Annotated in this window: 19 protein-coding genes and 2 pseudogenes; 11 read left to right on the top strand and 10 right to left on the bottom strand. The window is 65.3% G+C overall.

Going from position 1 to position 20,317, the window contains the following annotated elements:
- Positions 1–657 precede the first annotated feature (657 nt).
- The 3 genes from ACQR07_RS02495 to ACQR07_RS02485 all read left to right on the top strand — a co-directional run bounded on the left by ACQR07_RS02495 (position 658) and on the right by ACQR07_RS02485 (position 3,710).
- The gene (locus ACQR07_RS02495; RefSeq protein ID WP_434900773.1) at positions 658–1,686 is read left to right on the top strand and encodes a PrsW family intramembrane metalloprotease; all 1,029 of its coding nucleotides are present in this window, start codon (positions 658–660) and stop codon (positions 1,684–1,686) included.
- Positions 1,687–1,806: 120 nt separating this feature from the next.
- Positions 1,807–2,394: an HdeD family acid-resistance protein gene (locus tag ACQR07_RS02490; protein WP_434900772.1), complete on the top strand. Its 588-nt coding sequence runs from the start codon at positions 1,807–1,809 to the stop codon at positions 2,392–2,394.
- A gap of 230 nt (positions 2,395–2,624) precedes the next feature.
- On the top strand, positions 2,625–3,710 hold the full coding sequence (locus ACQR07_RS02485; protein WP_434900771.1) for a 3-deoxy-7-phosphoheptulonate synthase: 1,086 nt from the start codon (positions 2,625–2,627) through the stop codon (positions 3,708–3,710).
- A 46-nt stretch (positions 3,711–3,756) separates the two neighbouring features.
- Here the strand turns inward: ACQR07_RS02485 and ACQR07_RS02480 are convergent, their stop codons facing one another.
- From ACQR07_RS02480 to epmA, 3 genes are read right to left on the bottom strand one after another with little or no spacing between them, the layout of a single operon-like run.
- Positions 3,757–3,993, bottom strand: a complete 237-nt coding sequence (locus tag ACQR07_RS02480) for a hypothetical protein (RefSeq protein ID WP_434867189.1) — start codon at positions 3,991–3,993, stop codon at positions 3,757–3,759.
- A 36-nt stretch (positions 3,994–4,029) separates the two neighbouring features.
- Positions 4,030–5,124 (bottom strand): lysine-2,3-aminomutase-like protein, encoded by a 1,095-nt coding sequence (locus ACQR07_RS02475; protein ID WP_434900770.1) that lies wholly within the window; start codon positions 5,122–5,124, stop codon positions 4,030–4,032.
- Positions 5,121–6,173, bottom strand: coding sequence for an EF-P lysine aminoacylase EpmA (epmA, locus tag ACQR07_RS02470; RefSeq protein ID WP_434900769.1), 1,053 nt, complete (start codon positions 6,171–6,173; stop codon positions 5,121–5,123). The genes ACQR07_RS02475 and epmA overlap by 4 nt, the downstream gene beginning before the upstream one ends.
- A gap of 150 nt (positions 6,174–6,323) precedes the next feature.
- Between epmA and efp the strand changes: the two genes are divergently transcribed.
- The 3 genes from efp to ACQR07_RS02455 all read left to right on the top strand — a co-directional run bounded on the left by efp (position 6,324) and on the right by ACQR07_RS02455 (position 8,925).
- Positions 6,324–6,890 (top strand): elongation factor P, encoded by a 567-nt coding sequence (gene efp, locus ACQR07_RS02465; protein WP_015666849.1) that lies wholly within the window; start codon positions 6,324–6,326, stop codon positions 6,888–6,890.
- A gap of 108 nt (positions 6,891–6,998) precedes the next feature.
- Entirely contained in the window at positions 6,999–8,585 is a 1,587-nt protein-coding gene (locus ACQR07_RS02460; protein ID WP_434901047.1) for a M23 family peptidase, read from the top strand.
- 76 nt (positions 8,586–8,661) lie between these two features.
- Positions 8,662–8,925 (top strand): hypothetical protein, encoded by a 264-nt coding sequence (locus ACQR07_RS02455; RefSeq protein WP_434900768.1) that lies wholly within the window; start codon positions 8,662–8,664, stop codon positions 8,923–8,925.
- A 249-nt stretch (positions 8,926–9,174) separates the two neighbouring features.
- On the opposite strand, the gene ACQR07_RS02450 is transcribed toward ACQR07_RS02455, so the two are convergent.
- A complete protein-coding gene (locus tag ACQR07_RS02450) occupies positions 9,175–9,357 on the bottom strand; it encodes a hypothetical protein (RefSeq protein ID WP_434900767.1) in 183 nt (60 codons plus the stop codon).
- 59 nt (positions 9,358–9,416) lie between these two features.
- Positions 9,417–9,884, bottom strand: a complete 468-nt coding sequence (locus ACQR07_RS02445) for a carboxymuconolactone decarboxylase family protein (protein ID WP_434900766.1) — start codon at positions 9,882–9,884, stop codon at positions 9,417–9,419.
- Between the two features lie 53 nt (positions 9,885–9,937).
- Here ACQR07_RS02445 and ACQR07_RS02440 point away from each other — a divergent pair, with 53 nt between their 5' ends.
- Entirely contained in the window at positions 9,938–10,510 is a 573-nt protein-coding gene (locus ACQR07_RS02440) for a MarR family winged helix-turn-helix transcriptional regulator (RefSeq protein WP_434900765.1), read from the top strand.
- Between the two features lie 50 nt (positions 10,511–10,560).
- The gene (locus ACQR07_RS02435) at positions 10,561–11,781 is read left to right on the top strand and encodes a lytic murein transglycosylase (protein WP_434900764.1); all 1,221 of its coding nucleotides are present in this window, start codon (positions 10,561–10,563) and stop codon (positions 11,779–11,781) included.
- Positions 11,782–11,998: 217 nt separating this feature from the next.
- Here the strand turns inward: ACQR07_RS02435 and ACQR07_RS02430 are convergent, their stop codons facing one another.
- The 4 genes and pseudogenes from ACQR07_RS02430 to ACQR07_RS02415 form a co-directional block, all read right to left on the bottom strand.
- On the bottom strand, positions 11,999–12,226 hold the full coding sequence (locus ACQR07_RS02430) for a hypothetical protein (protein ID WP_434901046.1): 228 nt from the start codon (positions 12,224–12,226) through the stop codon (positions 11,999–12,001).
- Positions 12,227–12,292: 66 nt separating this feature from the next.
- Positions 12,293–12,436, bottom strand: a pseudogene (locus tag ACQR07_RS02425) (hypothetical protein); the annotation flags it as partial.
- Between the two features lie 426 nt (positions 12,437–12,862).
- A complete protein-coding gene (locus ACQR07_RS02420; RefSeq protein ID WP_434900763.1) occupies positions 12,863–14,659 on the bottom strand; it encodes a flavin-containing monooxygenase in 1,797 nt (598 codons plus the stop codon).
- A 444-nt stretch (positions 14,660–15,103) separates the two neighbouring features.
- Positions 15,104–15,898 carry an NYN domain-containing protein gene (locus tag ACQR07_RS02415; protein ID WP_434900762.1) on the bottom strand — a complete coding sequence of 265 codons (795 nt, stop codon included), beginning with the start codon at positions 15,896–15,898 and terminating at the stop codon, positions 15,104–15,106.
- Between the two features lie 654 nt (positions 15,899–16,552).
- Between ACQR07_RS02415 and ACQR07_RS02410 the strand changes: the two are divergent.
- The 3 genes and pseudogenes from ACQR07_RS02410 to ACQR07_RS02400 all read left to right on the top strand — a co-directional run.
- Positions 16,553–16,993: pseudogene (locus ACQR07_RS02410) on the top strand (TonB-dependent receptor domain-containing protein); the annotation flags it as partial.
- Between the two features lie 285 nt (positions 16,994–17,278).
- Positions 17,279–17,674, top strand: coding sequence for a DUF2946 family protein (locus ACQR07_RS02405; protein WP_434900761.1), 396 nt, complete (start codon positions 17,279–17,281; stop codon positions 17,672–17,674).
- Positions 17,675–17,821: 147 nt separating this feature from the next.
- Complete coding sequence (locus ACQR07_RS02400; RefSeq protein ID WP_434900760.1) at positions 17,822–18,652, top strand: cytochrome-c peroxidase; 831 nt, start codon at positions 17,822–17,824, stop codon at positions 18,650–18,652.
- A 785-nt stretch (positions 18,653–19,437) separates the two neighbouring features.
- Here the strand turns inward: ACQR07_RS02400 and ACQR07_RS02395 are convergent.
- Positions 19,438–20,268, bottom strand: a complete 831-nt coding sequence (locus ACQR07_RS02395) for a DJ-1/PfpI family protein (protein ID WP_434900759.1) — start codon at positions 20,266–20,268, stop codon at positions 19,438–19,440.
- Positions 20,269–20,317 lie beyond the last annotated feature (49 nt).

The following is a 20,317-nucleotide window of genomic DNA, read 5'->3' as shown; positions in this document are numbered from 1 at the left end:
TGCCAAACGCATGTCGTGCGCTGGAGACGTGCTCCCGTCCTACGAGCAATGCGCCGCATTCGCAGCCTCACCCTCGCCAAGAAACTTGAATCTGGGCGAGATTGGCCAAACATTTGCACCCTTTCGCGGCGAACTATGGCAGGCATCGCTGGCGCGAGCCGACCACCCAGACCGGGGTCAGAACTGCATCGTGCACCGCCGCCGGCCGCATATGAGGGGCATCATGAGAGGTCTTCCGCTTGTCCTTGCGACGCTTGTCATCAGCCAGGCCGCCCATGCCGAGGGGCTGGAGTGCCGTCGCGTCGCCGATCCGACTCCCCGGCTGAGCTGCGTCGAGACGCCGACGACCGCCCAGGCCCCGGCGCCGGGCCGAACCGACGGCTGGACGCCGTCTGACCCGCGGCCGCAAGCTCCGGTCCGGGACGGCGATGGTGTCGCGCCGAGAAGCTCCCGTATCCGCTGAGGAGATGGGCAGGCGTGCGGCGCGGACACAGGAAGCCGCGGAACGACGCCCTGCGTGATCATGCCTTGATGAGCGGCTGTTTTTGCCGACATGTTAGGTGTCTTGCCGCGCGACGATGGAGCGGCGCCCGGCTTGCGACCGCCGCATGAATGAACGGCCGGTGCCGCCAGACGGGCATCGAATGATTGGAGACCATGGCCTACCTGCCGTCACAAATGAGCCTGCTCGAGGCGCTCGCGACCGTGGTCGGAACCGCCGCGATCGCGCCTGCCCTGCTCATCCTCTGGCTGGTGGTCGCAGCGGGTGACAATTCGGGGCCGCCGCTCAAGATCTGGACGGCGTTCCTGCTCGGTGCAGCCAGCGTGCTGCTGCTCGGCATCATCCGCGCGCCGTTCCAGCACATCGGATTGTCGATCGAAAATCCCTGGGTCGCGCAGCTGGTCAGGGCGCTGTTCAGCGTCGCCCTGCCGGAGGAAATCGCCAAGGTCGCGGTGATCGCAGCCCTCTGGTCGCGGCGCCGGCAAGTCGGCAATGCCATGGACACCGTGTTCTATGGCGCGGCGGTCGGCCTCGGCTTCGCGGCCTATGAGAACCTCGCTTATCTCGTCCAGCATGCCGAGATGTGGCGCTCGCTGGCGATCCTGCGCAGCGTGCTCACCGTGCCCTTCCACGGCGCACTCGGCATCATCGCCGGCGCCTATCTCGCGATCGCGCGCACCGGAACGGCGCTCGGTGCCAACCGGCACAATCGCGACTGGGCGCGGATGTCGAGCTGGGCGCTGGTGCTGGCCGCTCCCGTGCTCCTGCATGCGGCCTTCGACTATCCGTTGCTGCTGCTGCAACGCGCGTCCAATCTGGATTCGACGTCGCGTCTGTGGCTCGGCGGCGCCAGCGTGCTGATCGGGTTCTCGTCGATCGGCTTTGCCGTGCGGCTGGTGCGGCGGGTCACCCATCACCACACGCCGCGCACCGAGCTGGCGCGGGCGCGGCTGAGCCAGCTGCGCCGGATGTGGGCTTTGCTGCTGCTCGGCGGCGCGGCCGGCTTCGTCGGTCTGGGCTTCGTGCTGACCTCGGTCCGGCACTGGCTGTTCAACCCGGATCGCAACCTCGCCGGCGTCCTGGTTCCGCTCGGGCTGACGGCGATCCTGCTCGGCGTGGCTCTCCTGATTGTCACGACCACGATCTATGTTTTCGGCCGCAACCGGATGCGGACGACCGCGTAGGCGCAATTTCCACGGAACTCGATTGCAACGAAACGAGGGTCGCGCGCTTGTTCCCGCCGTCGGTGCTCCCCATTTGCGTGGGCAGACGGGCACGGCGTGCCGTCGTCGGAGTGATGATCAATGACCCTTCCCCAGGATACGATTCCGCCCGAGCTCGAACGCATGAGGTCGCAGATGAGCGCGGCCGTGCGCGCGCATTGGAAGGCCTTTCTGATCGAGGGCATCCTGCTCGCGGTGCTCGGGCTGCTCGCCATGATCCTCACGCCGCTGGCGAGCCTTGCGGTCACGATCTTCCTCGGTTGGATGTTCCTGGTCGCCGGAGTCGCAGGGCTCGCGCTGACCTTCTGGGCGCGCGGCATGCCCGGGTTCTGGTGGTCGCTGCTGTCGGCCGTTCTCGCCATCGTCGCCGGCCTCATCCTGGTCGCGCAGCCGGTCCAGGGCACGCTGACGCTGACCGTCGTGGTCGGCGTCTATTTCCTCGCCGAGGGCGTCGCCACCATCATGTACGCGCTGGAGCATCGGCGCGAATTGTCCGGGCGCTGGTCGTGGCTGGCGATCTCCGGCATCGTCGACATCGGCATCGCCGGCATCATCATTTCCGGCCTGCCGGGCACGGCGGCCTGGGCGATCGGCCTCCTGGTCGGCATCAATCTGTTGTTCGGCGGCCTGTCGATGATCGGCATGGCGCTCGCGGCCCGAAACGCCTGAGCCCGACGTCCGCGAACTTTCAAGATGACAAGCGGCCCCGCGGCCGCTATAGGGACAACATGATCAACGTCGCCACCAGCTATTATTGGTACTTTAGCTACGACAGCTCGCTGGCGGCGGGAGGATCGCGCTCAATCTGACACATTGCAGCAAGATATCCGAACGAGCCGCCAGACCTGGCGGCTTTTTTTGTGCCGGCAGGTGCCCTTCAAGTGACACAGGAGCCCGCCGTGCTGAGTACGACAGACGATCTTCGCATCAAGGAAATCAAGGAACTGAGCCTGCCGGTGGAGGTGATGGACGAGATTCCGCGCACCCTCACCGCCACCCGCGTCGTGATGGCCGCGCGCAACGCGATCCACGCCATCCTGACCGGCGGCGACGACCGCCTGCTGGTCATCGTCGGTCCTTGCTCGATCCATGACCCCAAGGCGGCGCTCGACTACGCCAGCCGCCTCGCCGCCTTGCGCGAGCGCCTGAGCGACCGACTCGAGATCGTGATGCGGGTGTATTTCGAGAAGCCGCGCACCACCGTCGGCTGGAAGGGTCTGATCAACGATCCCGATCTCGACAATTCGTTCGACATCAACAAGGGTCTGCGGCTGGCGCGCAACGTGCTGTCGGCGGTCAACAATCTCGGCCTGCCCGCCGGATGCGAATTCCTCGACATGACGACACCGCAATACATCGCCGACCTCGTCGCCTGGGCGGCGATCGGCGCGCGCACGACCGAAAGCCAGATCCACCGCGAGCTCGCCTCCGGCCTGTCCTGCCCGGTCGGCTTCAAGAACGGCACCGACGGCAACATCCGCATCGCCACCGACGCGGTGAAGTCGGCGGCGCATCCGCATCATTTCATGGCGGTGACCAAAGGCGGGCGCTCCGGCATTGCGGCGACCACCGGCAACGAGGACTGCCACATCATCCTGCGCGGCGGCTCGGGCCCGAACTACGACGCCGCTCACGTCGAGCAGGCCTCGGCCGAGCTGGTCAAATCCGGCCTGCCGGCACGGCTGATGATCGACACCAGCCACGCCAATTCGAGCAAGAAGCCGGAGAACCAGCCGCTGGTGGCCGCCGACATCGCCGGCCAGCTGGCCAAGGGCGAGGAGCGCATCATGGGCGTGATGATCGAAAGCCATCTCGTCGCCGGGCGCCAGGACGTCAAGCCCGGCGTGCCGCTGACCTATGGCCAGAGCATCACCGACGGCTGCATCGGCTGGGACACGACGGTCGAGGTGCTGGAGCAGCTTGCCGATGCGGTGGCCGCGCGGCGCGCTCTGCGGCGCGATGCGCTGTGCGAGCGCTCGGCCTGATCAGCATCAAACAAGCGGCGCGCTTTCGGGCGCGCCGCCCGGCGGCTCAGCAGCCGCGGCAGATGCTCTTGATCTTGCGGTCGAGCTCGCGGTCTTCCTTGGTCTTGCCGCTCATCGAATTGTCCTCGGCCTGTTCGGCCTGGGGCAGATCGGCCGGGCGCGGCTGGCGGCGCTTCTTGCCGGCCTGCGTCGTGGAATCGCCGCTCATGCCGCTGCTCTGCGCCAGCACCGCGCCGTCGGCCACCAGGATCAGGAGCCCCATCGCGATCGCAAGTTTCTTCATGTTGCTCCTCCGTGTCAGCGGAATCGGCCAATCACTTCATTCCCCAGCGGGCGGATAGAGGTGCGCCTCGCCGCAATAGTCAACCACACGATAGCGCCGTTGCGCAGCTGCGGCATGATCCTGCGCAACAGAATCCTCGGCAGTGATGTATTGCGGCCCGACCGGGGCCTTGCCGTAACCGCCGGGAATGTCGAGCACGTAGTCCGGCTGGCACAGCCCGGACACGCGGCCGCGCAACGCCCGAATCAGCTGCTGGCCCGCCGCGAGCGTCGTGCGCAGATGCGCGGTGCCCGGCGCGAGGTCGCCGTGATGCAGATAATACGGCTTGATCCGCGCCTCGACAAAGGCCCGCATCAGTGCCTCCAGGACGGCGACATCGTCATTGATCCCGCGCAGCAGCACCGACTGGCTGACCATCGGGATGCCCGCGTCGACCAGCCGTGCACAGGCGGCGCGCACCGACGGGGTCAGTTCGCGCGGATGATTGGCGTGCAGCGCCACCCAGGTCGCCGCGCCCTGTACCTTCAACGCATCGACCAGAGCCTGTGTGATGCGCTGGGGATCGGCGACCGGCAGCCGCGTATGGATTCGGATGATCTTGACGTGGTCGATCGCCGCGAGCTCGGCCATGATCTCCTTCAGCCGGCGCAGCGACAGCATCAGCGGATCGCCGCCGGTCAGGATCACCTCCCAGATCTCGCTATGGGCGCGGATGTAGTCCAGCGCGCCGCGATACGCAGTCTCCGACAGCGCATTGTCCTTGCCGGGACCGACCATCTCGCGGCGGAAGCAGAACCGGCAATACACCGCGCAGACATGGACGAGCTTGAGCAGCACCCGGTCGGGATAGCGGTGCACGATGCCCGGCACTGGCGCATGCGCGTCGTCGCCGATGGGATCGCCGCGCTCGCCAGGGGCCGCGATCAGCTCGTCCGCCGACGGCACGAACTGGCGCGCGATCGGATCATTGGGATCGTCGCTGTCGATCAGGTCGGCGAGATGTGTTGTCACCGCGACCGCATAACGCTCCGCGACGCGCTCAAGCACCGCCTGCTCGGACGGCGCAGCCAGGCCCTGTGCGACGAGATCTGCCGTGCTGCGCAAGGTCGTCGGACGCTCGATCCGGTTCATCGCTCACCTGCCGGCGGCGTCCACACCACCTGGTCGATCCTGAGCGCGCCGGCCGCCAGCATCACCAGCCGGTCGAAGCCGAGCGCGACGCCGCTCGCCTGCGGCATCTCGGCCACAGCGGCGAGGAAATCCTCGTCGAGCGGATAGCGCTCGCCATAGCGCCGCTGCTTCTCCGCCATCTCCGCCTCGAACCGCCGGCGCTGCTCGGCCGCGTCCGTGAGCTCGCCAAAACCGTTGGCGAGCTCGACCCCGCAGGCATAGACCTCGAACCGCTCGGCGACGCGGGGGTCTGCGGCCGCCACCCGCGCCAGCGCGGCCTCCGGCGTCGGGTACTCATACAATACCGTCACCCGCCCATTGCCGAGCTGCGGCTCGACATGCTCGACCAGCACCTTGCTGAACAGGTCCGACCAGGTGTCGTCGTCGCTCACCCGGACCTTGCCCTGCACCGCCGCCGCCAGCGCGTCGCGATCGCCGGTGCGGTCGCGGATCGTCGCCAGCAGGTCGATCCGGGCGTGGCGTTCGAAGGCTCCGGCCACCGTCAGCAGTTCCGGCTCGGCGTAGGGATCCGCGGTCCGGCCGCGGAAGGCGAACTGGCGGATTCCGGTCGCCTGGGCGGCATGGGCGATCACCACCACGGTGTCGGCCATGATGGCGTCGTAAGGCGTCTCAGCCCGATACCACTCCAGCATGGTGAATTCGGGCAAATGCAGATCGCCGCGCTCGCGGTCGCGGAAGACGCGGGCAAACTCGAAGATGCGCCGCTCGCCGGCCGCCAGCAACTTCTTGCAGGCAAATTCAGGAGAGGTCCTGAGATACCGCCGATGCCGCGTTCCATCCGCCGCGGTCAGCTCCGTGGCCGGCGCGTGGAGATGTGTCTCGTTGCCTGGCGATACCTGCAGGATGCCGGTTTCGACCTCGGCAAACCCCTGCTCCTCGAACCAGGCCCGCAGCGCGCGGGTGATGGCGGCCCGCGCCTGGAGGAACGGCCTGACGTCGGCGTGCCGCTGCGGCGACCACCAGGGGGAAGGTGCAGGCTCGCTGGCCATCAGGCGATCGCCCGCTGGGGGCGCAAAAGGCTGGCCAAAAGACTGGCAACGCCGGACAAAATCAGTATGTTGCCGCCCGAAACCGCATCCCGCGTCATATGGCGCCCCGGCCCTGCCCGGCGCCCGTCCCTCAGTGTCAGGAAAACAGCTTTGAAAGTCATCGCCAGCTCTATTCGCAAGGGTAACGTCATTGAGCAAGATGGAAAGCTCTATGTCGTCGTGACCGCCGAGAACATCCATCCCGGCAAGGGCACCCCGGTCAGCCAGATCGAAATGCGCCGAATCAGCGACGGCGTGAAGATCTCCGAGCGCTACAAGACCACCGACCAGGTCGAGAAGGCGACGATCGAGGAGCGCAACTTCACCTTCCTGTACGAAGATGCCGACGGCTTCCACTTCATGAACCCGGAGAGCTACGATCAGGTCCAGGTGCCGAAGGACGTGGTCGGCAATCAGGCGGCCTATCTCCAGGAGAACATGACCGTCAAGCTGTCGATGCACGACGTGGTGCCGGTTTCGATCACGCTGCCGCAGCGTGTCACGCTCGAGGTCGTCGAGACCGAGCCGGTCACCAAGGGCCAGACCGCGTCGTCGTCCTACAAGCCGGCCGTGCTCTCCAACGGCGTTCGCACCGGCGTGCCGGCGCACATCACCGTCGGCACCCGGATTGTCGTGATGACCGAGGACGGCTCATACTGCGAGCGCGCCAAGGACTGACCACCGTGTTGGTCTGACGCGTGAGCAGCTGACGCCGGGGGGCGTTCGGGGTTGGGGGCAAGGATCGGGGCAAGGGGCACCATCGTCGCTGCCGTCGTGGCGGCGATCATGACGCTGGCGGGATCGTCCAACGGACGCGCCGCCAACGGGTTCACCAGTCCTGCCGTGACCGTGAACCGCGCCGATTGGCGCGCGGCAATGGATCAGCTCCGCTCCGAACTCAGCGCGGCGCCCGAGGTCGCCGGCGACTTCGCGCTGTCGGTGCGCCGCCGCAGCCCAAGCGCCGACGACTTCGGCAGGCGGCCGGCGCTGGTCCAGCTCAACGGCGTGACATCAGCAATCTTCACGGGGATCGGGCGCAGTCCGGTCCCCGTTTTGCTGCCGTTCGACACGCCAGCCTATCTCGGCGCGCGCCGGCTCGGCGCGATCGATCCGCAGGCGCTGTCGCGCTACCAGGCCGATTTCCGCACCGACCTGTTCGATGCCGGCCCGTCCGGCTACGACGCCGTGTTCTCGCTGCCGACCGAGATGACCTCCGGCCTGCCGTCGCGCATCTTCGCAAGGCCTGTCGAGATCCAGATCACCGGCTCACTGATCACCTACGACGTCGTCGATCCCGCCGGCGGCAAGGGCGAGGCCGTCAAGGCGCTCGCCGCGCAATATCCGGACCTGCGCCGCTTCATCCGCGAGGGTTATGTCCGCTACGCCTTCACCCGCTTCGGCGTGCCCTATGTGGTGTCGATCCAGTGCCTCGACAGCGCGCCGCGGCCGAAGCGCCTCGCTTGCCGCGAGGCCTATCCCATCGCCGAGCGCTTTCTGAGGGCCTTGCGAGTCGCCGGCGGCCAGCCGTTCCGCATCCCGCCGGAGATTGCTCCGGTTGCCGCAGAGCGGCCCGCCGCGCCCGACCCCGATTTCAGCTACCGCCCGCCCGGCGACATCGTCGCCAATTCCGGCGCGCGCGGCCAGACCGGCCGCGCCGACCGCACCGCCTATTCGCAGATCCGCTTTCCGCTCGACGCCCCGGCCTATGTGCATTCGCAATCATTCGGCCGCCGCCGCGCCAGCGACAAGTTCGAGCAGCCCTGGAGCCAATATCCCTGGCGCGACAATTTCTGCGAGGCCCGCGACTTCAACGTCGGCCAGTGCGCCAGCGGCCTGGGTCACCAGGGGCAGGACATCAGACCCGGCATCTGTCCCGTGCGCCGCGACGGTCCCGACGGTTGCGATCCGTGGCGGCAGCGCGTGCTCGCGGTGCGCGACGGCGTCGTGATCCGGAGCGCCAAGCAGCAGGGCGCCATCATCCAGGTCAACACCGGAACCGAGCACATCCGCTTCCGCTACATGCACATGAACCCGACCGCGATGGACAACGACCGTCTGCTCAACGGCCGGTCGTTGCGCGAAGGCGAGCCGATCGGCGTGGTGTCGAACTATCTCGATCATCCCAACGGCACGACGCGCCACCTGCATTTCGACGTCCAGCTGTTCACGCGCGACGGCTGGATCTGGGTCAATCCGTACGTCACCTTGATCGCCGCCTATGAGCGCCTGCTCGGCGGCCGCGGCCGCGAGATCGGGCCGCAGGAGATGGCCGCCTCGCCGCCGGCGGTCACAGGCGGCATCACGTCGCCGGCGCTGGGTGCCTCGCCGCTCGGCCCCGCCGCCGACGCTGCCGCAGGCCGCGACCGGAACTGATTGCGCCGGGCCCACTGACGCAGGGCCGGAACCGACCTCCACCGCTCCGAATTGTCAGGTGCATGGAGGATGACGGATGGTGACAGACACGCCTCATCGCAGAACCGGACCGGCGCTCGTTGCGGCGGTGATTGCGCTATGCTGCATCGGCGCACTGACGATGCTGGTGCGCGACCGCTGGCATCCGCCGGAAATCAAGTCCGCCGAAGCCGCGCGCCACTCCACAACAGGCGAGGTCGCCCGCGCCGCCGGCGCCCGGGTCATGCCAACCGATCCGAGCCTTGCGGTGGAGCCGAAACCGGAAGGACCCAAGCGCGCGCAGCCAGCCAATCCGTTCTGAGCACGCAGTTGATCCCATCGGTCGCGCTAGCCGGCTCTCGACTATGCCTCCGGGCTGTCTCGCACAGTGCGATCGCGTTGATGATCGGAGTGCTGTGCTCATCGGTCTCCACGTCGTCATGCCCGGGCTTGTCCCGGCCATCCACGTCGTTCAACACGCTGAGAACCACGTGGATGCCCGGGACAAGCCCGGGCATGACGGAGAAACTCACTGCCGGCATTTCGATCTCGAACGCCGGTCCTCAGTCCCTCACGCCGACCACTTGTCCTCTTCGCGGCGGTGCTCCTCGGCGTTGAGGCGCTCGGCGATGTCATGGGCCATCGCCTCGTCCTTGGTCTTCGCGATCGGCTTGCCGTCCTGGCAGCGCACGCGGTCCTTGTCGGCCTCCAACGGAAAATCGTCCGGCTTGAGCGGCTCGTTCGTCTCCGGCATCAGCGCCTCCTCTCGTTTTGAGGCACAACACGCAGGTCGCCGCCGCGGTTCCCTACCGATCAGGCGGATCGCGCCGGCCGCTCCGCCGGCGTCCAGCGAAACGCGACGCCGTAGCGATTCCACAGGTTGATGACGCCAATCGCCGAGGTCAGGAAGATCAGCTCGGTCTCCGAGAATTCAGCCTGCGCCTTTGCGTACACCTCATCGCTCACCCCGCCCGCGAGCGTCGTCAACGCCTCGGTGAAGGCCAGCGCGGCACGCTCGCGCGCGGTGAACTGCGGCGCCTCGCGCCACACCACCACGAGGTTGATCTTGTCGGCGGAGACGCCGAGCTTCTCGGCCAGCAGCACATGATGCTGCACGCAGAACGCACAGCCGTTGATCTGCGACGCCCGGATCTTGATCAGCTCGAGCAACTGCTTGTCGAGGCCGGCCTTGGCCGCCTGCTGGCTGATCGCAAGGAAGGCCTCGTAGAGCTCCGGCGCCTGACGCCTGAAATCCGTGTACTCGCTGCGCGCATGTGACATGATCGATTCCGCATGTTATCAGTGTTCTGACAACATATCAGAGCTCTGATTTCATGCGCAAGGCACGGACGTCATCACCTTCGCGAGGGCGACGAGAGCGAGGAGAGCAACAGCGCCCGGCACGGGCCGCGCAACGGCCGAAGCCGGCCGTCGATCGCGCCGTCGCGCCGCTCCGTCCACCCGCGCCCGGTCAGGGCAAGCGCGGCGAGGACGGCCACCTCGCTTATCTCTTGCGCCAGGCGCAGGCGGCCGCGCGGCTGTCGCTCGAGCGTGCGCTCGGCGCGACCGGCCTGACGCATCCGCAATTCGTCGTGCTGACGATGCTGAAAGCCTATCCCGGGCTGTCGGGCGCCGACTGCGCCCGCGTCGCGCTGCTGACGCCGCAGACGGTGAACGTGATCATCGGCAATCTGGAGCGCGACGGCGCCATCAAGCGGACGCCGCATCCGGTCCATGGCCGGGCACTGCAATGGGCCCTGACCCGCCGCGGCGAAGCGCTGCTGGCCAAGGCGCGGCGCCAGGCCACGGCGCTGGAGCGCCGGCTCGTTCGCGACGTGAGCAAGCGGGACCTCGCCGCGATCCGCCGCTGGCTGGCGCGGGTGGCGGCCGAGTTCCATCCGGATTGACTGCGTCCGGGGCCTGCCACCCGTCGGCTTCAGCGGCTAGACTGGGCGGCATGACCCAGCCCGATTCCACCACCCGCCGCGCCCTGCTCCGCTCCGGCCTCAGTGCCGCTGCCCTGCTCGTCCCTGCCCTGCCCGCGACCGCCGCGCCGGCCGAGTTCGAGGCGTGGCGCGACGGCTTCCGCGGACGCGCGCTCGCCAAGGGCATCTCGCAGGCGACCTGGACCCGCGTCATGGCCCGGCTCGAGCCCGACATGAGCGTGTTCAAGGAGATGCGCAATCAGCCGGAGTTCAAGGAGCAGCTCTGGCAGTACATCAACCGCCGGGTCTCCGACTGGCGCGTCATCAACGGCAAGGTCGCGCTACAAAAGAACGAGGCGGTGTTCGCGCGCATCGAGAAGGATTTTGGCGTCGAGCGCGGCACCTTGCTGGCGCTGTGGGGCGTCGAGTCGGCCTATGGCGACCCGCTGGTGCAGCAGAACCACATGCGCCCGGTGTTTCCCGCGCTCGCCGCGCTCGCCTGGAACGAGCCGCGCCGCAAGGCCTATTGGGAGACCGAGCTCACCAATGCGCTGAAAATCGTCGACCGCGGCTGGAGCACGCCGGAGGAGATGCGCGGCTCGTGGGCCGGCGCGATGGGCCACACGCAATGGATGCCCGAGGTCTGGCTCAATGTCGGCTTCGACTATGACGGTGACGGCAAGATCTCGCCGTTCGGCAAGCCGGACGATGCGCTCGGCTCCACCGCGCGCTATCTCGTCAACCGCGGCAAGTATCATCGCGGCGAGCACTGGGGCTACGAGGTGCGCGCGCCCGGCAACATCTCAGGCAGCAAGACCTACGCGGCATGGCAGGCGGCCGGCGTCAGCCGCGCCGACGGCCAGCCCTTCCAGCAGCCGAATGCCTCGGCGCAACTCTGGATCCCCGTCGACGGCGGCCCCGCCTTCCTGTTGGGTCCGAACTTCTACTCGGTGAAATCCTACAATCCCGCGATGAGCTACGCGCTCGCGATCTGCCATCTCGGCGACCGCATCCTGGGCGGCCCGCCGTTCCTGCAGCCGTTCCCCGGCTCGGAGCGCGCGCTGACGCTCGCCGAAGTGCAGGAGATGCAGAAGCGCCTCACCGCATCAGGCTTCGACACCGGCGGCACCGACGGCCGCGTCGGCAACGACACCATGAAGGCGATCCGCGACTTCCAGGCCAAGGCGGGGATCACGCCCGCCGACGGTTATGGCGGCCTGAAGGTGCTGGCAAAGCTCAGGCAGGGCGGCTGATCGTTCGGGATATGTAGGGTGGGCAAAGGCGCAGCACAGCTCCCTCCAAGCACAAGATCGTGGTGGCGCCGTGCCCACCGTCTCTCCGCTCGTCACCTCGCCCGGCGGCGGGCACGCCTCGCGGTGGACGCTTCGCAATTCATACTTGTCAGCAAAGCGCCCCGTTTGAGCAACCGTGATAAGATCTGTCTACGTCTGCTTCTGACCTGTAGCCGATTTAGCTCGGCGAAATCGAACTAAGCTTCGGCTTGGTACGCCGGTGGATTGGACCTCCGGGCCCATACCATCCGGCTTTTTTGCGCACCGTTGGATTTTCATCACGTTGCCGGGCGTCAGAGATTGCCGCAACAGCAAGAGCATTGGTATGAACGAACTGTCCGACCACTTCAATCGCCATTGCGCGCACATGTGCGTCGGGATCGCATTGAAGCAGACTCATCGCCATCGGGAGTACTTCTGCTTCCTTGGGCCTGCAACTCCCTTCCTTGCACCGATCACACGCCAACGTGTGCAAGGCGGAGCATCTGACGCGCTGATCACTATCGCTCAGCATACCCATCAAATCGGAAAGAGTATCCAGCGACAGATAGCGATCGAGAAACCTGCAACAATGCAATCGGACATCAGGATTGTCATGCCGCAGGCCGGCGCGCACGGAAGGAAGCGCCTTTATTCCGAGATCGAGCAATATCCGATAGGCGTTAGGTGCCTTGTATGGGACCGCGAGTTCGCCAATGATTTGGTGGTGCTCTGTCAATGTCGGAGACCGGTTAGTTGCGGGACGTTGCCAATACTAGCACACCGCGATTCTTCTCTCCAGACCCGGCATTTCCGCTTGTGGCCCGTTCCGAACCTTTCGGAGCGGCTCTGAGATGCTCTCGGGGGCCGGCCGGAAGTTGGTCGGGTAAGTGCCTCAGGGCAGCTTCTCACCCTGAGCTGATTGCGCTCATCGTTTGCGACGCCGAATGGGATGGATCTCCGCCGAGCACAGCCGGCCAGAGAACGCTCCATCCCAAGCGCGCCCAGGGTCGCCAGGCTCGTGTCCTTCTAGGCCATGCAACCCCGCGAGCCCGCCACAATCTCATCCCTTATGATGGACCGCCTGCAGGCCATAGACCGGCGTCGGCAGGCCCTCATAGCGCGCCTTCAACTGCAGGGACAGGAATTGCGAGTAGTGGCGCGACTGGTGCAGATTGCCGCCATGAAACCACAGGGCCTCCTGCTGCGTCGGCTTCCACATGTTGCGCTGCTCGCCTTCCCAGGGGCCGGGGTCCTTGGTCGTATTCGAGCCGAGGCCCCAGACCTTGCCGACCTTGTCGGCCATGTCCTGGCTGATGAGATCGGCGACAAAGCCGTTCATCGAGCTGTAGCCGGTGGCGTAGACGATCACATCGGCCGGCAGCTCCTTGCCGTTGTCGAGCCTGACGCCGTCAGGCGTGATTTCCTCGACCTGGCCCGCGACCAGCTTGATCTTGCCGTCGATGATCAGCTGCGAGGCGCCGACGTCGATGTAGTAGCCCGAGCCGCGGCGCAGGTACTTCATGAAGAGCCCGGAATCGTCGTCGCCGAAGTCGACCCGGAAGCCGGCCTTCTCCAACCCCGCGTAGAAGTCGGCGTCGTCCTTCCGGATCTTGTCGTACACCGGCTTCTGGAACTGGTTGAGGATCCTGTAGGGCAGCGAGGCGAAGATCAGGTCGGCCTTCGCCGTCGTCATGCCGCTACGGACCGCACGCTCGGAATACAGATCGCCCAGCGATTCCATCAGCGAATCCGAGCGCACGATATGGGTGGTCGAGCGCTGCACCATGGTCACGTCGACGCCCGCCTCGTAAAGCGCGGCGCAGATGTCATGCGCGGAATTGTTCGAGCCGATCACGACCACCTTCTTGCCCTTGTAACGGTCGGGACCCGGGTGGCGCGAGGAATGGTGCTGCTCACCCTTGAAGCTGTCCATGCCTTTGAACTGCGGCATGTTCGGCTTGGCCGACATGCCGGTCGCGAAGACAAGCTGCTTCGGCTTGAGCGTGATCTCCTTGCCGTCGCGCTCGACAACGACGGTCCATTCCTTCGTGGCGTCGTCCCATGCGGCGTGTTTGGCCGTGGTGCCGGTCCAGTAGTTCAGCTCCATGACCTTGGCGTACATCTCCAGCCAGTCGCCGATCTTGTCCTTCGGCGCAAACACCGGCCAGTTCTTCGGGAAGTCGATATAGGGCAGATGATCATACCAGACCGGGTCGTGCAGGCAGAGCGACTTGTAACGGTTGCGCCAGGAATCGCCGGCTTTCGCATTCTTCTCAATGATGATGGTGGGCACGCCGAGCTGACGGAGCCGCGCCCCCAGCGCAATCCCGCCTTGGCCGCCGCCGATGATGAGCACGTAGGGCTGGGTCTTGAAGCCGAGCTGCTCGGTTTCCTCGTCGCGCAATTCCTTCCAGGTCTTGGCGCCGGGATTGACGCCGTGCCGGGCGCCGAGCGGCCGGGTGAAGCCGGCCTTCTCCTCATGACCTTTCAGTTCGACCATCGTTGTCAAGAGCGTCCAGATCTGGCCGTTCTGGAGTCGGATCAGGCCAAATCCGCGCGCAACCTCGGTCTCGAACGAGATCCAGGACTCGGTCACGCCATCAGCTTCGGTTGGCGTTTCGCCCTCGGCGATTTTCCAGTTGCGCGGCTTCACGCGCGCCAGGCAGGAGCCGAGCATGTCGCGGACCTGATCTCGGCCTTCCATCGTCTTGATGTTCCAGGTGAACGCGACGAGGTCGCGCCAGTAGCATTCAGGCGCGAACATTGCCACGGCGGCGTCGAGATCAACAGCCGCAAGCGCGGCTTCGAATTTGTCGAGAAAAGCTTGGACGCGAGCGGCAACCGTGGTGTCGAGCATGATGTCCTCCCGGGGATCGTTTTCGATTGTTATGCGGTTCGCACAAGCTTATCGCAACTCTCGAGCGAATCCAGAGTCGCGTCGTCCCATATTCCCTTTTCAATTCTTCGCGGCATTCCCCAGAACGATGCTGCGCGTGCCATGGATTGCTGCGGTGCATGAGTCCGGACGTGGCCCACCGCGACACTTTTGCGCACGAACTCGGTCGCCACCGGCGCAAATCAGACGCAGTCGCCAGTCACGTGACGCCGCTAATTTTATCGGTATACAGCTCACCCGAGATCGCAGGGGTGGGCAAAGGCGCAGCCGTGCTCTCGCAACGATCGAGATCGTGGTGGCGCCGTGCCCACCGTCCCGCCGCGCAGCTTGCTGATGCACGGTGGCGGGCACGCTGCCGCCTCCGGCGCCGCTTTGCCCACCCTACCCGATGCTCGCAAAGCTGAACTACGCCTTGGCCGCCGCCTCGCGGTGGCCCCTCGCAGCCCGCGCCTTTGGCTGCGACGTACTCGCCACCTTCACGCGGATCCTCACCGAGCCGCCGCCCTTCGGCTGCTCCTCGATCTCGAAGGCGCCGGTCTTGCGGACGAGATCGCTCAGCTTGCGGCAGCCATAGGTGCGCGGATCGAAGTCGGACACGAGGTTGGAGAGCTGCTTGCCGACCTCGCCGAGCGCGACCCAGCCGTCCTCGCTCTCCATCTGTGTGATCACCTTCTTGATCATGGGGGTCGCCGCGCTGATCGGCTGCAGCGGCTTCGACGCCGCCGTGCTGTCATTGTCCTTGCTGCTCGCCGCGTCGCTGCGCAAATTCTCGGTGTAGACGAAGCGGCGGCAGGCCTGTCGGAAACTCTCCGGCGTCTTCTGCTCGCCGAAGCCGAACACGTCGACGCCCTGCTCGCGGATGCGCGCGGCGAGCCGGGTGAAGTCGCTGTCGGACGACACCAGGCAGAAGCCGTCGAACCGGCCGCTGTGCAGCAGGTCCATGGCGTCGATCACCAGCGTGATGTCGGACGCGTTCTTGCCGCTCGTATAGGCGAACTGCTGCTGCGGCACGATGGCATATCTGGCCAGCGTATCGGCCCACGGCCTCGAGCGCGGGCTGGAGAAATCGCCATAGATGCGGCGCACGCTGGCCTCGCCGATCTTGGCAATCTCCTCGAACAGCCCGTCGACGATCTTGGCGGAGGCATTGTCGGCGTCGATGAGCACGGCGAGACGTGGCGAACGGGGTTCGGATGGCATCACGGATCTCTCAAAAAATACCTAGTCTCGTTCCTATCACGCCCGCCGTCGCCGCGTCAGACAAACTTCTCGGAACGCGCAGCCGCATGGATGCACATCATTTACCACGGCAACCGCTGCCCCCATGCACAGGCCAACCCGGACGGAGACCGGCAGCCGGATATGCTAGGCTGGCCCTGTCTCCCTCGCAATCAGGCAGAGGCCGATGTCCTCGTCCTCCGATCAGCGGTTCGACTTCCAGATCGTCGAGCGATCCCGTTCCGGTGATCCGGTGGCCCCCGGCTCGGCTCATTCACCTGCGTCGCTACCGCGGTTCGACGGCGACGTACGTGTCTGGTTGTCATCCGAGTTCGTCGATTCCAATGAATATCTCCGCTTCGATCGGCAGGTTGCGATCTATGAGGCAGCGCGGTGGCCGCTCGGCCCGACACCCGGCCGCAACTCGGAAGAGCGGACTGCCATGACCGGCATGTCCGATGGCGATTTCGATTGGCAGGTCAGATGCGCGCTCCAGCTGCCGTCTCGTTATAGTGGCCTGCGCTTCGGCCCGCCGCCGCGGCGCGACCGTGCCATTCTCTGGATCTGGCATGTCGGACATTGGAACGGCGACCCTGCCCGGTTGAAGGAGTTCCTCGCCGGACTGGTACGTCTGCCGCGCAATTCGCCAATCACGACGCGACGCTGTACGGCGTCAATGTCGAGGATCGGCTGGCGCTGTGGGACGATGTGGCCTACGGCCATGGCCAGGTTCGCGCGCTGATCGGCTATGTCCGCGGGCAGCGGACCGACGGGGTCGATCTTTATCACATCATGCCGATCAATGCGAAACTGGCGCTGGACCACCGGCTAGGCAGCTGGACCAACAGCGTCGAGCTGCAACTCGTCGGCGCCAAGGATCAAATCGGCCAGGTTCGCAACGAGCTTAAGACGTCTGCCTACGCGCTCGTCAACCTGCGCAGCGGATATCAGTGAGAGCATGGGCGGATCGACGTCGGCGTCGATAATCTGTTCAATCAGACCTACAATCTGCCGCTCGGAGGCGCCGATCTGGTCGACTACAACGTCGTCTCGATGATGGGGTCATCCGCCGCTTAGGGCTATGGCGTCAAGGGCCCCGGCCGCTCCTTCAATCTGCGCCTCGGCCTCAGCTTCTGATTGTCGCAACGTCCGCCTGCCGAAAACCGCTGTGTTCTGCAGGGCGGAGCAGGCTGTCGATTGTCATCGCGTTGGATGAGAATCGATGGAAAATGGAGCGCGCGCCAACGCGCTACCTAAGTTCGGCCACAGCTCAGGCGGAAACTTCAGCCACAACGGGCGCGGGGTCTCGCCCCAAAATCGGCAGGCCAAGAAGTCCCCTGCCGCTGGAAAAGCTGTCGGAAGATGTTCCGTGTGTTCGGCAATAAGCGGAGAAAAGCGCGTTCCTGCGTAGCGCTCGGTCTCGCCTATCTGCTCGTATTCCAGGCTATGATGTTCAGTCACGCGGCAGGGGCGATGGCTGGCTCCGCAGAGCTGGCGATTTTGGATATCTGCAGCTCCGAGGGTAACACCACCAGTCACGATGGCTCAGGGCGGCAGCACCACCAGACGCATATTCCCACCTGTTGCTTGACGGGCGGCGCAATGTTCGGCGCGAGCGCCGCGCCGCCGCCGGTCCTGTCATTGGCGGTCCCTCGGATGTCTGCGCAAGCAGCCGCCTTCAGCCCTTTTGCGCGCGATCGCATCCATATTCGGCGCACGCAATCGCTGTGCAGTCCCCGCGGTCCGCCGGTCGTCTGACCGCTTTACCCAAATTGACCGGGAACGACGCGCGTCGGGTCATCCACTGATTGTCGACGACCACGACTGCGTCCTGACGAAAGCTGCCGTTCCGATAGAGGGCAGTCCAGGCCCGGATCATCGCCTCGGAAGTCGCTCCCAAGCGTCATGCGCATCCGTGCCCGCCGCCTGCGCGGTCGCTATCAACTGAGCGCGCCATTTCAGGAGAATATGATGTCTTTCACGTTACGTTGCCTCGCCGTTTTCGCTGGTCTGCTCATGACGCCCGCCATGGGCGCGGGGGATTCCGCGACGCCAGACCCGGTGCTCGCCGCCAAGGGGCTGCAGCTATTCAATGACACGAGCCTGTCGGGCGGAGGCGATGTCTCCTGCGCGACCTGCCACTTTTCGACGGGCCATACCAACAACAAGACTTATGTCGGTCTCGATGTGGTTGCCGACGGCGATCCCAATGGCCGTAGCACCCCGACCCTGTGGGGGGCTGGCGAGCGCTCAGTCTATGGATGGGGCGGCGCCGCGCCAACGCTCGAAGAGAGCATCCGCGGGATCATCGTCAATCGGATGAAGGGAGCCGAACCGTCCAAGGAGACTCTGTCGGCTCTCGTGGCTTACGTGCGCTCGCTGTCTTATCCGAAGAACTGGCAGCTCAATGACGACGGCACGCCGTCGCCGGCTGCGACACAATCGGTCAAACGGGGTTTTGACCTGTTCATTGGCGACGGGGGCTGCGGCACCTGCCACGTGCTGCCCAGTCTCGACAAATCCAGTCGCGACGACATCGGTACCGGCGGTCTTTTCAAGGTGCCATCACTTCGCGCCGTGGCGTCGACCGCTCCCTATTTTCACGATGGGCGGACCGCTTCGCTGCGCGACGCAGTCAAGCTGATGTGGGGGGTCTATGCGAAAAAGATGGACACGGGCCTCGTGCCGACCGATGCCCAGCTCGATGACCTCGTGGCCTATTTGAGCGCGCTCTAATGGCCTGAGTGACGAGCCAATGCAGCCCTTGCCGTCACCGCAACCGTCGCGGTGCGGCGGAGAGGGGGACTACCCGGATCCCCATCCTGGGTGTGTCCCCCTCACTCCGTTCTTTCGTGTGAGGGTACGAATGAGGCTCCAGGCGAGGCCAAATGTCCAGTGCCTCTCAGACGAGGACATAACCACAAAATACGAGATGTCTGCGGCGACCTGCTTGGCCGTCGAGCGCTTATACCAACCACTTCAGGGACAGTTATCCTCTGATGAGCTCCGCCATAATCTATCCATCTTGACGACTTGAATTCCGAGAGTGGCAAACTGAAGCGAGGTCTTCGTGAGAGCGTTCAGCCTACTGCTTGTTGCGAACGTTTTCGCACTACCTGTGAATGCTGAGACGCTGCAGATCCATGGCGTCACCGGATACGCTGGCGAGTACGAGCTTAGCGGCACTGCGTCACGCCAGGATTTGAACGGAGCGAGGACGTTCTCTGGTCCACTGACCGTGAAGCATGTCGGACTCTGCACGCGCGATGGCCCAAAAGAGTCCGTGAGCGAAATCCGTGTCGATCTCGACAAGCGGTCTTCCCGCATCACCGCAACGTTGGATTTTGAAGGCAGCAAGTGCACCTACAGGGGAGTCTTCTCTGAGTCGTATCACGGCTTCATGGATTGTGGTCGTGACGGGAGTTTTCCGCTCAGGATTTGGACCCAATAATCCATCTCTCTCCATCGATCCTCACACGAGGCACCGGCGCTTCTGGAGTGGCTCTGCCCTCCACTCGGCGTCAGCCATCGCGGTATTTGGGATAAACTTCTCGGCCGATCGTTTCGGCCTGCTTGTTGAAGTCGACGAACATATCGGTCATCATTTTCGTGACCTCGACCGGAGCTCTTGCGGGCGTGCCAGCGTTGTACGGTGGCTCCGGCGCGTACTGGGCCATCAGTTGGACGCACTCCGCATATTGCCTGTCGCGCAACTGCCCGACCAGCGACAGGCCGAAATCGATTCCCGATGTGACACCGCCGGCCGTGATCCTGTTGCGGTCGCGGACGATCCTGTCGTCGCTTGGCGTCGCGCCGAACAACGGCAGCAGCGAAACCGCCGCCCAATGCGAGGTCGCCTTGTAGCCGGTGAGCAGTCCGGCCGCGCCGAGCAGCAATGAACCGGTGCAGACCGAGGTGACGAACTTGGCACGCGATCCGCGATCCTTGAGAAAGCGGAGCGTGCTGTCGTCGCGCATCGCGGCAAGCGTGCCGGTCGCCCCACCGGGGACGCAGATGATGTCCAGGTCCAGCGGACACTCGTCGAAGCTTGCGCTGGACTGAAATGCGAGCCCCGTATCGCTCTTCACGACATCCCTGCTTTTGCCGACGATGTGGGTGGTCGCGCCGAGAAGCCCGGTCAGCATGGCGTGAGGTCCGACCATGTCGAGCGCCGTGAACTCCGGATAGATCAGGAACGCAATCTGCTCCTTCCCCATCCAACTCGCAGGCACCTGCGACATGTCGTGGCCGGTCGTCGTCCCGGCCGCAACCTCGGTGGCCTGGGCGGACCGCATGCCGACCTCGGCGAGGCCCGCGGCGGAGGCGAGGAGTAGGTCTCGTTTCGTGATCATGCGTAAACTCCTGAGACTTAGATCTAGCCCGGCGTTCGAGCCGCCGTGA

Source organism: Bradyrhizobium sp. HKCCYLS20291, from assembly GCF_051167715.1.
In the GTDB taxonomy this organism is placed as follows: domain Bacteria; phylum Pseudomonadota; class Alphaproteobacteria; order Rhizobiales; family Xanthobacteraceae; genus Bradyrhizobium.
The sequence above is the reverse complement of the archived record's forward strand: the minus strand, read 5'-3'. Positions and strand labels throughout refer to the sequence as shown.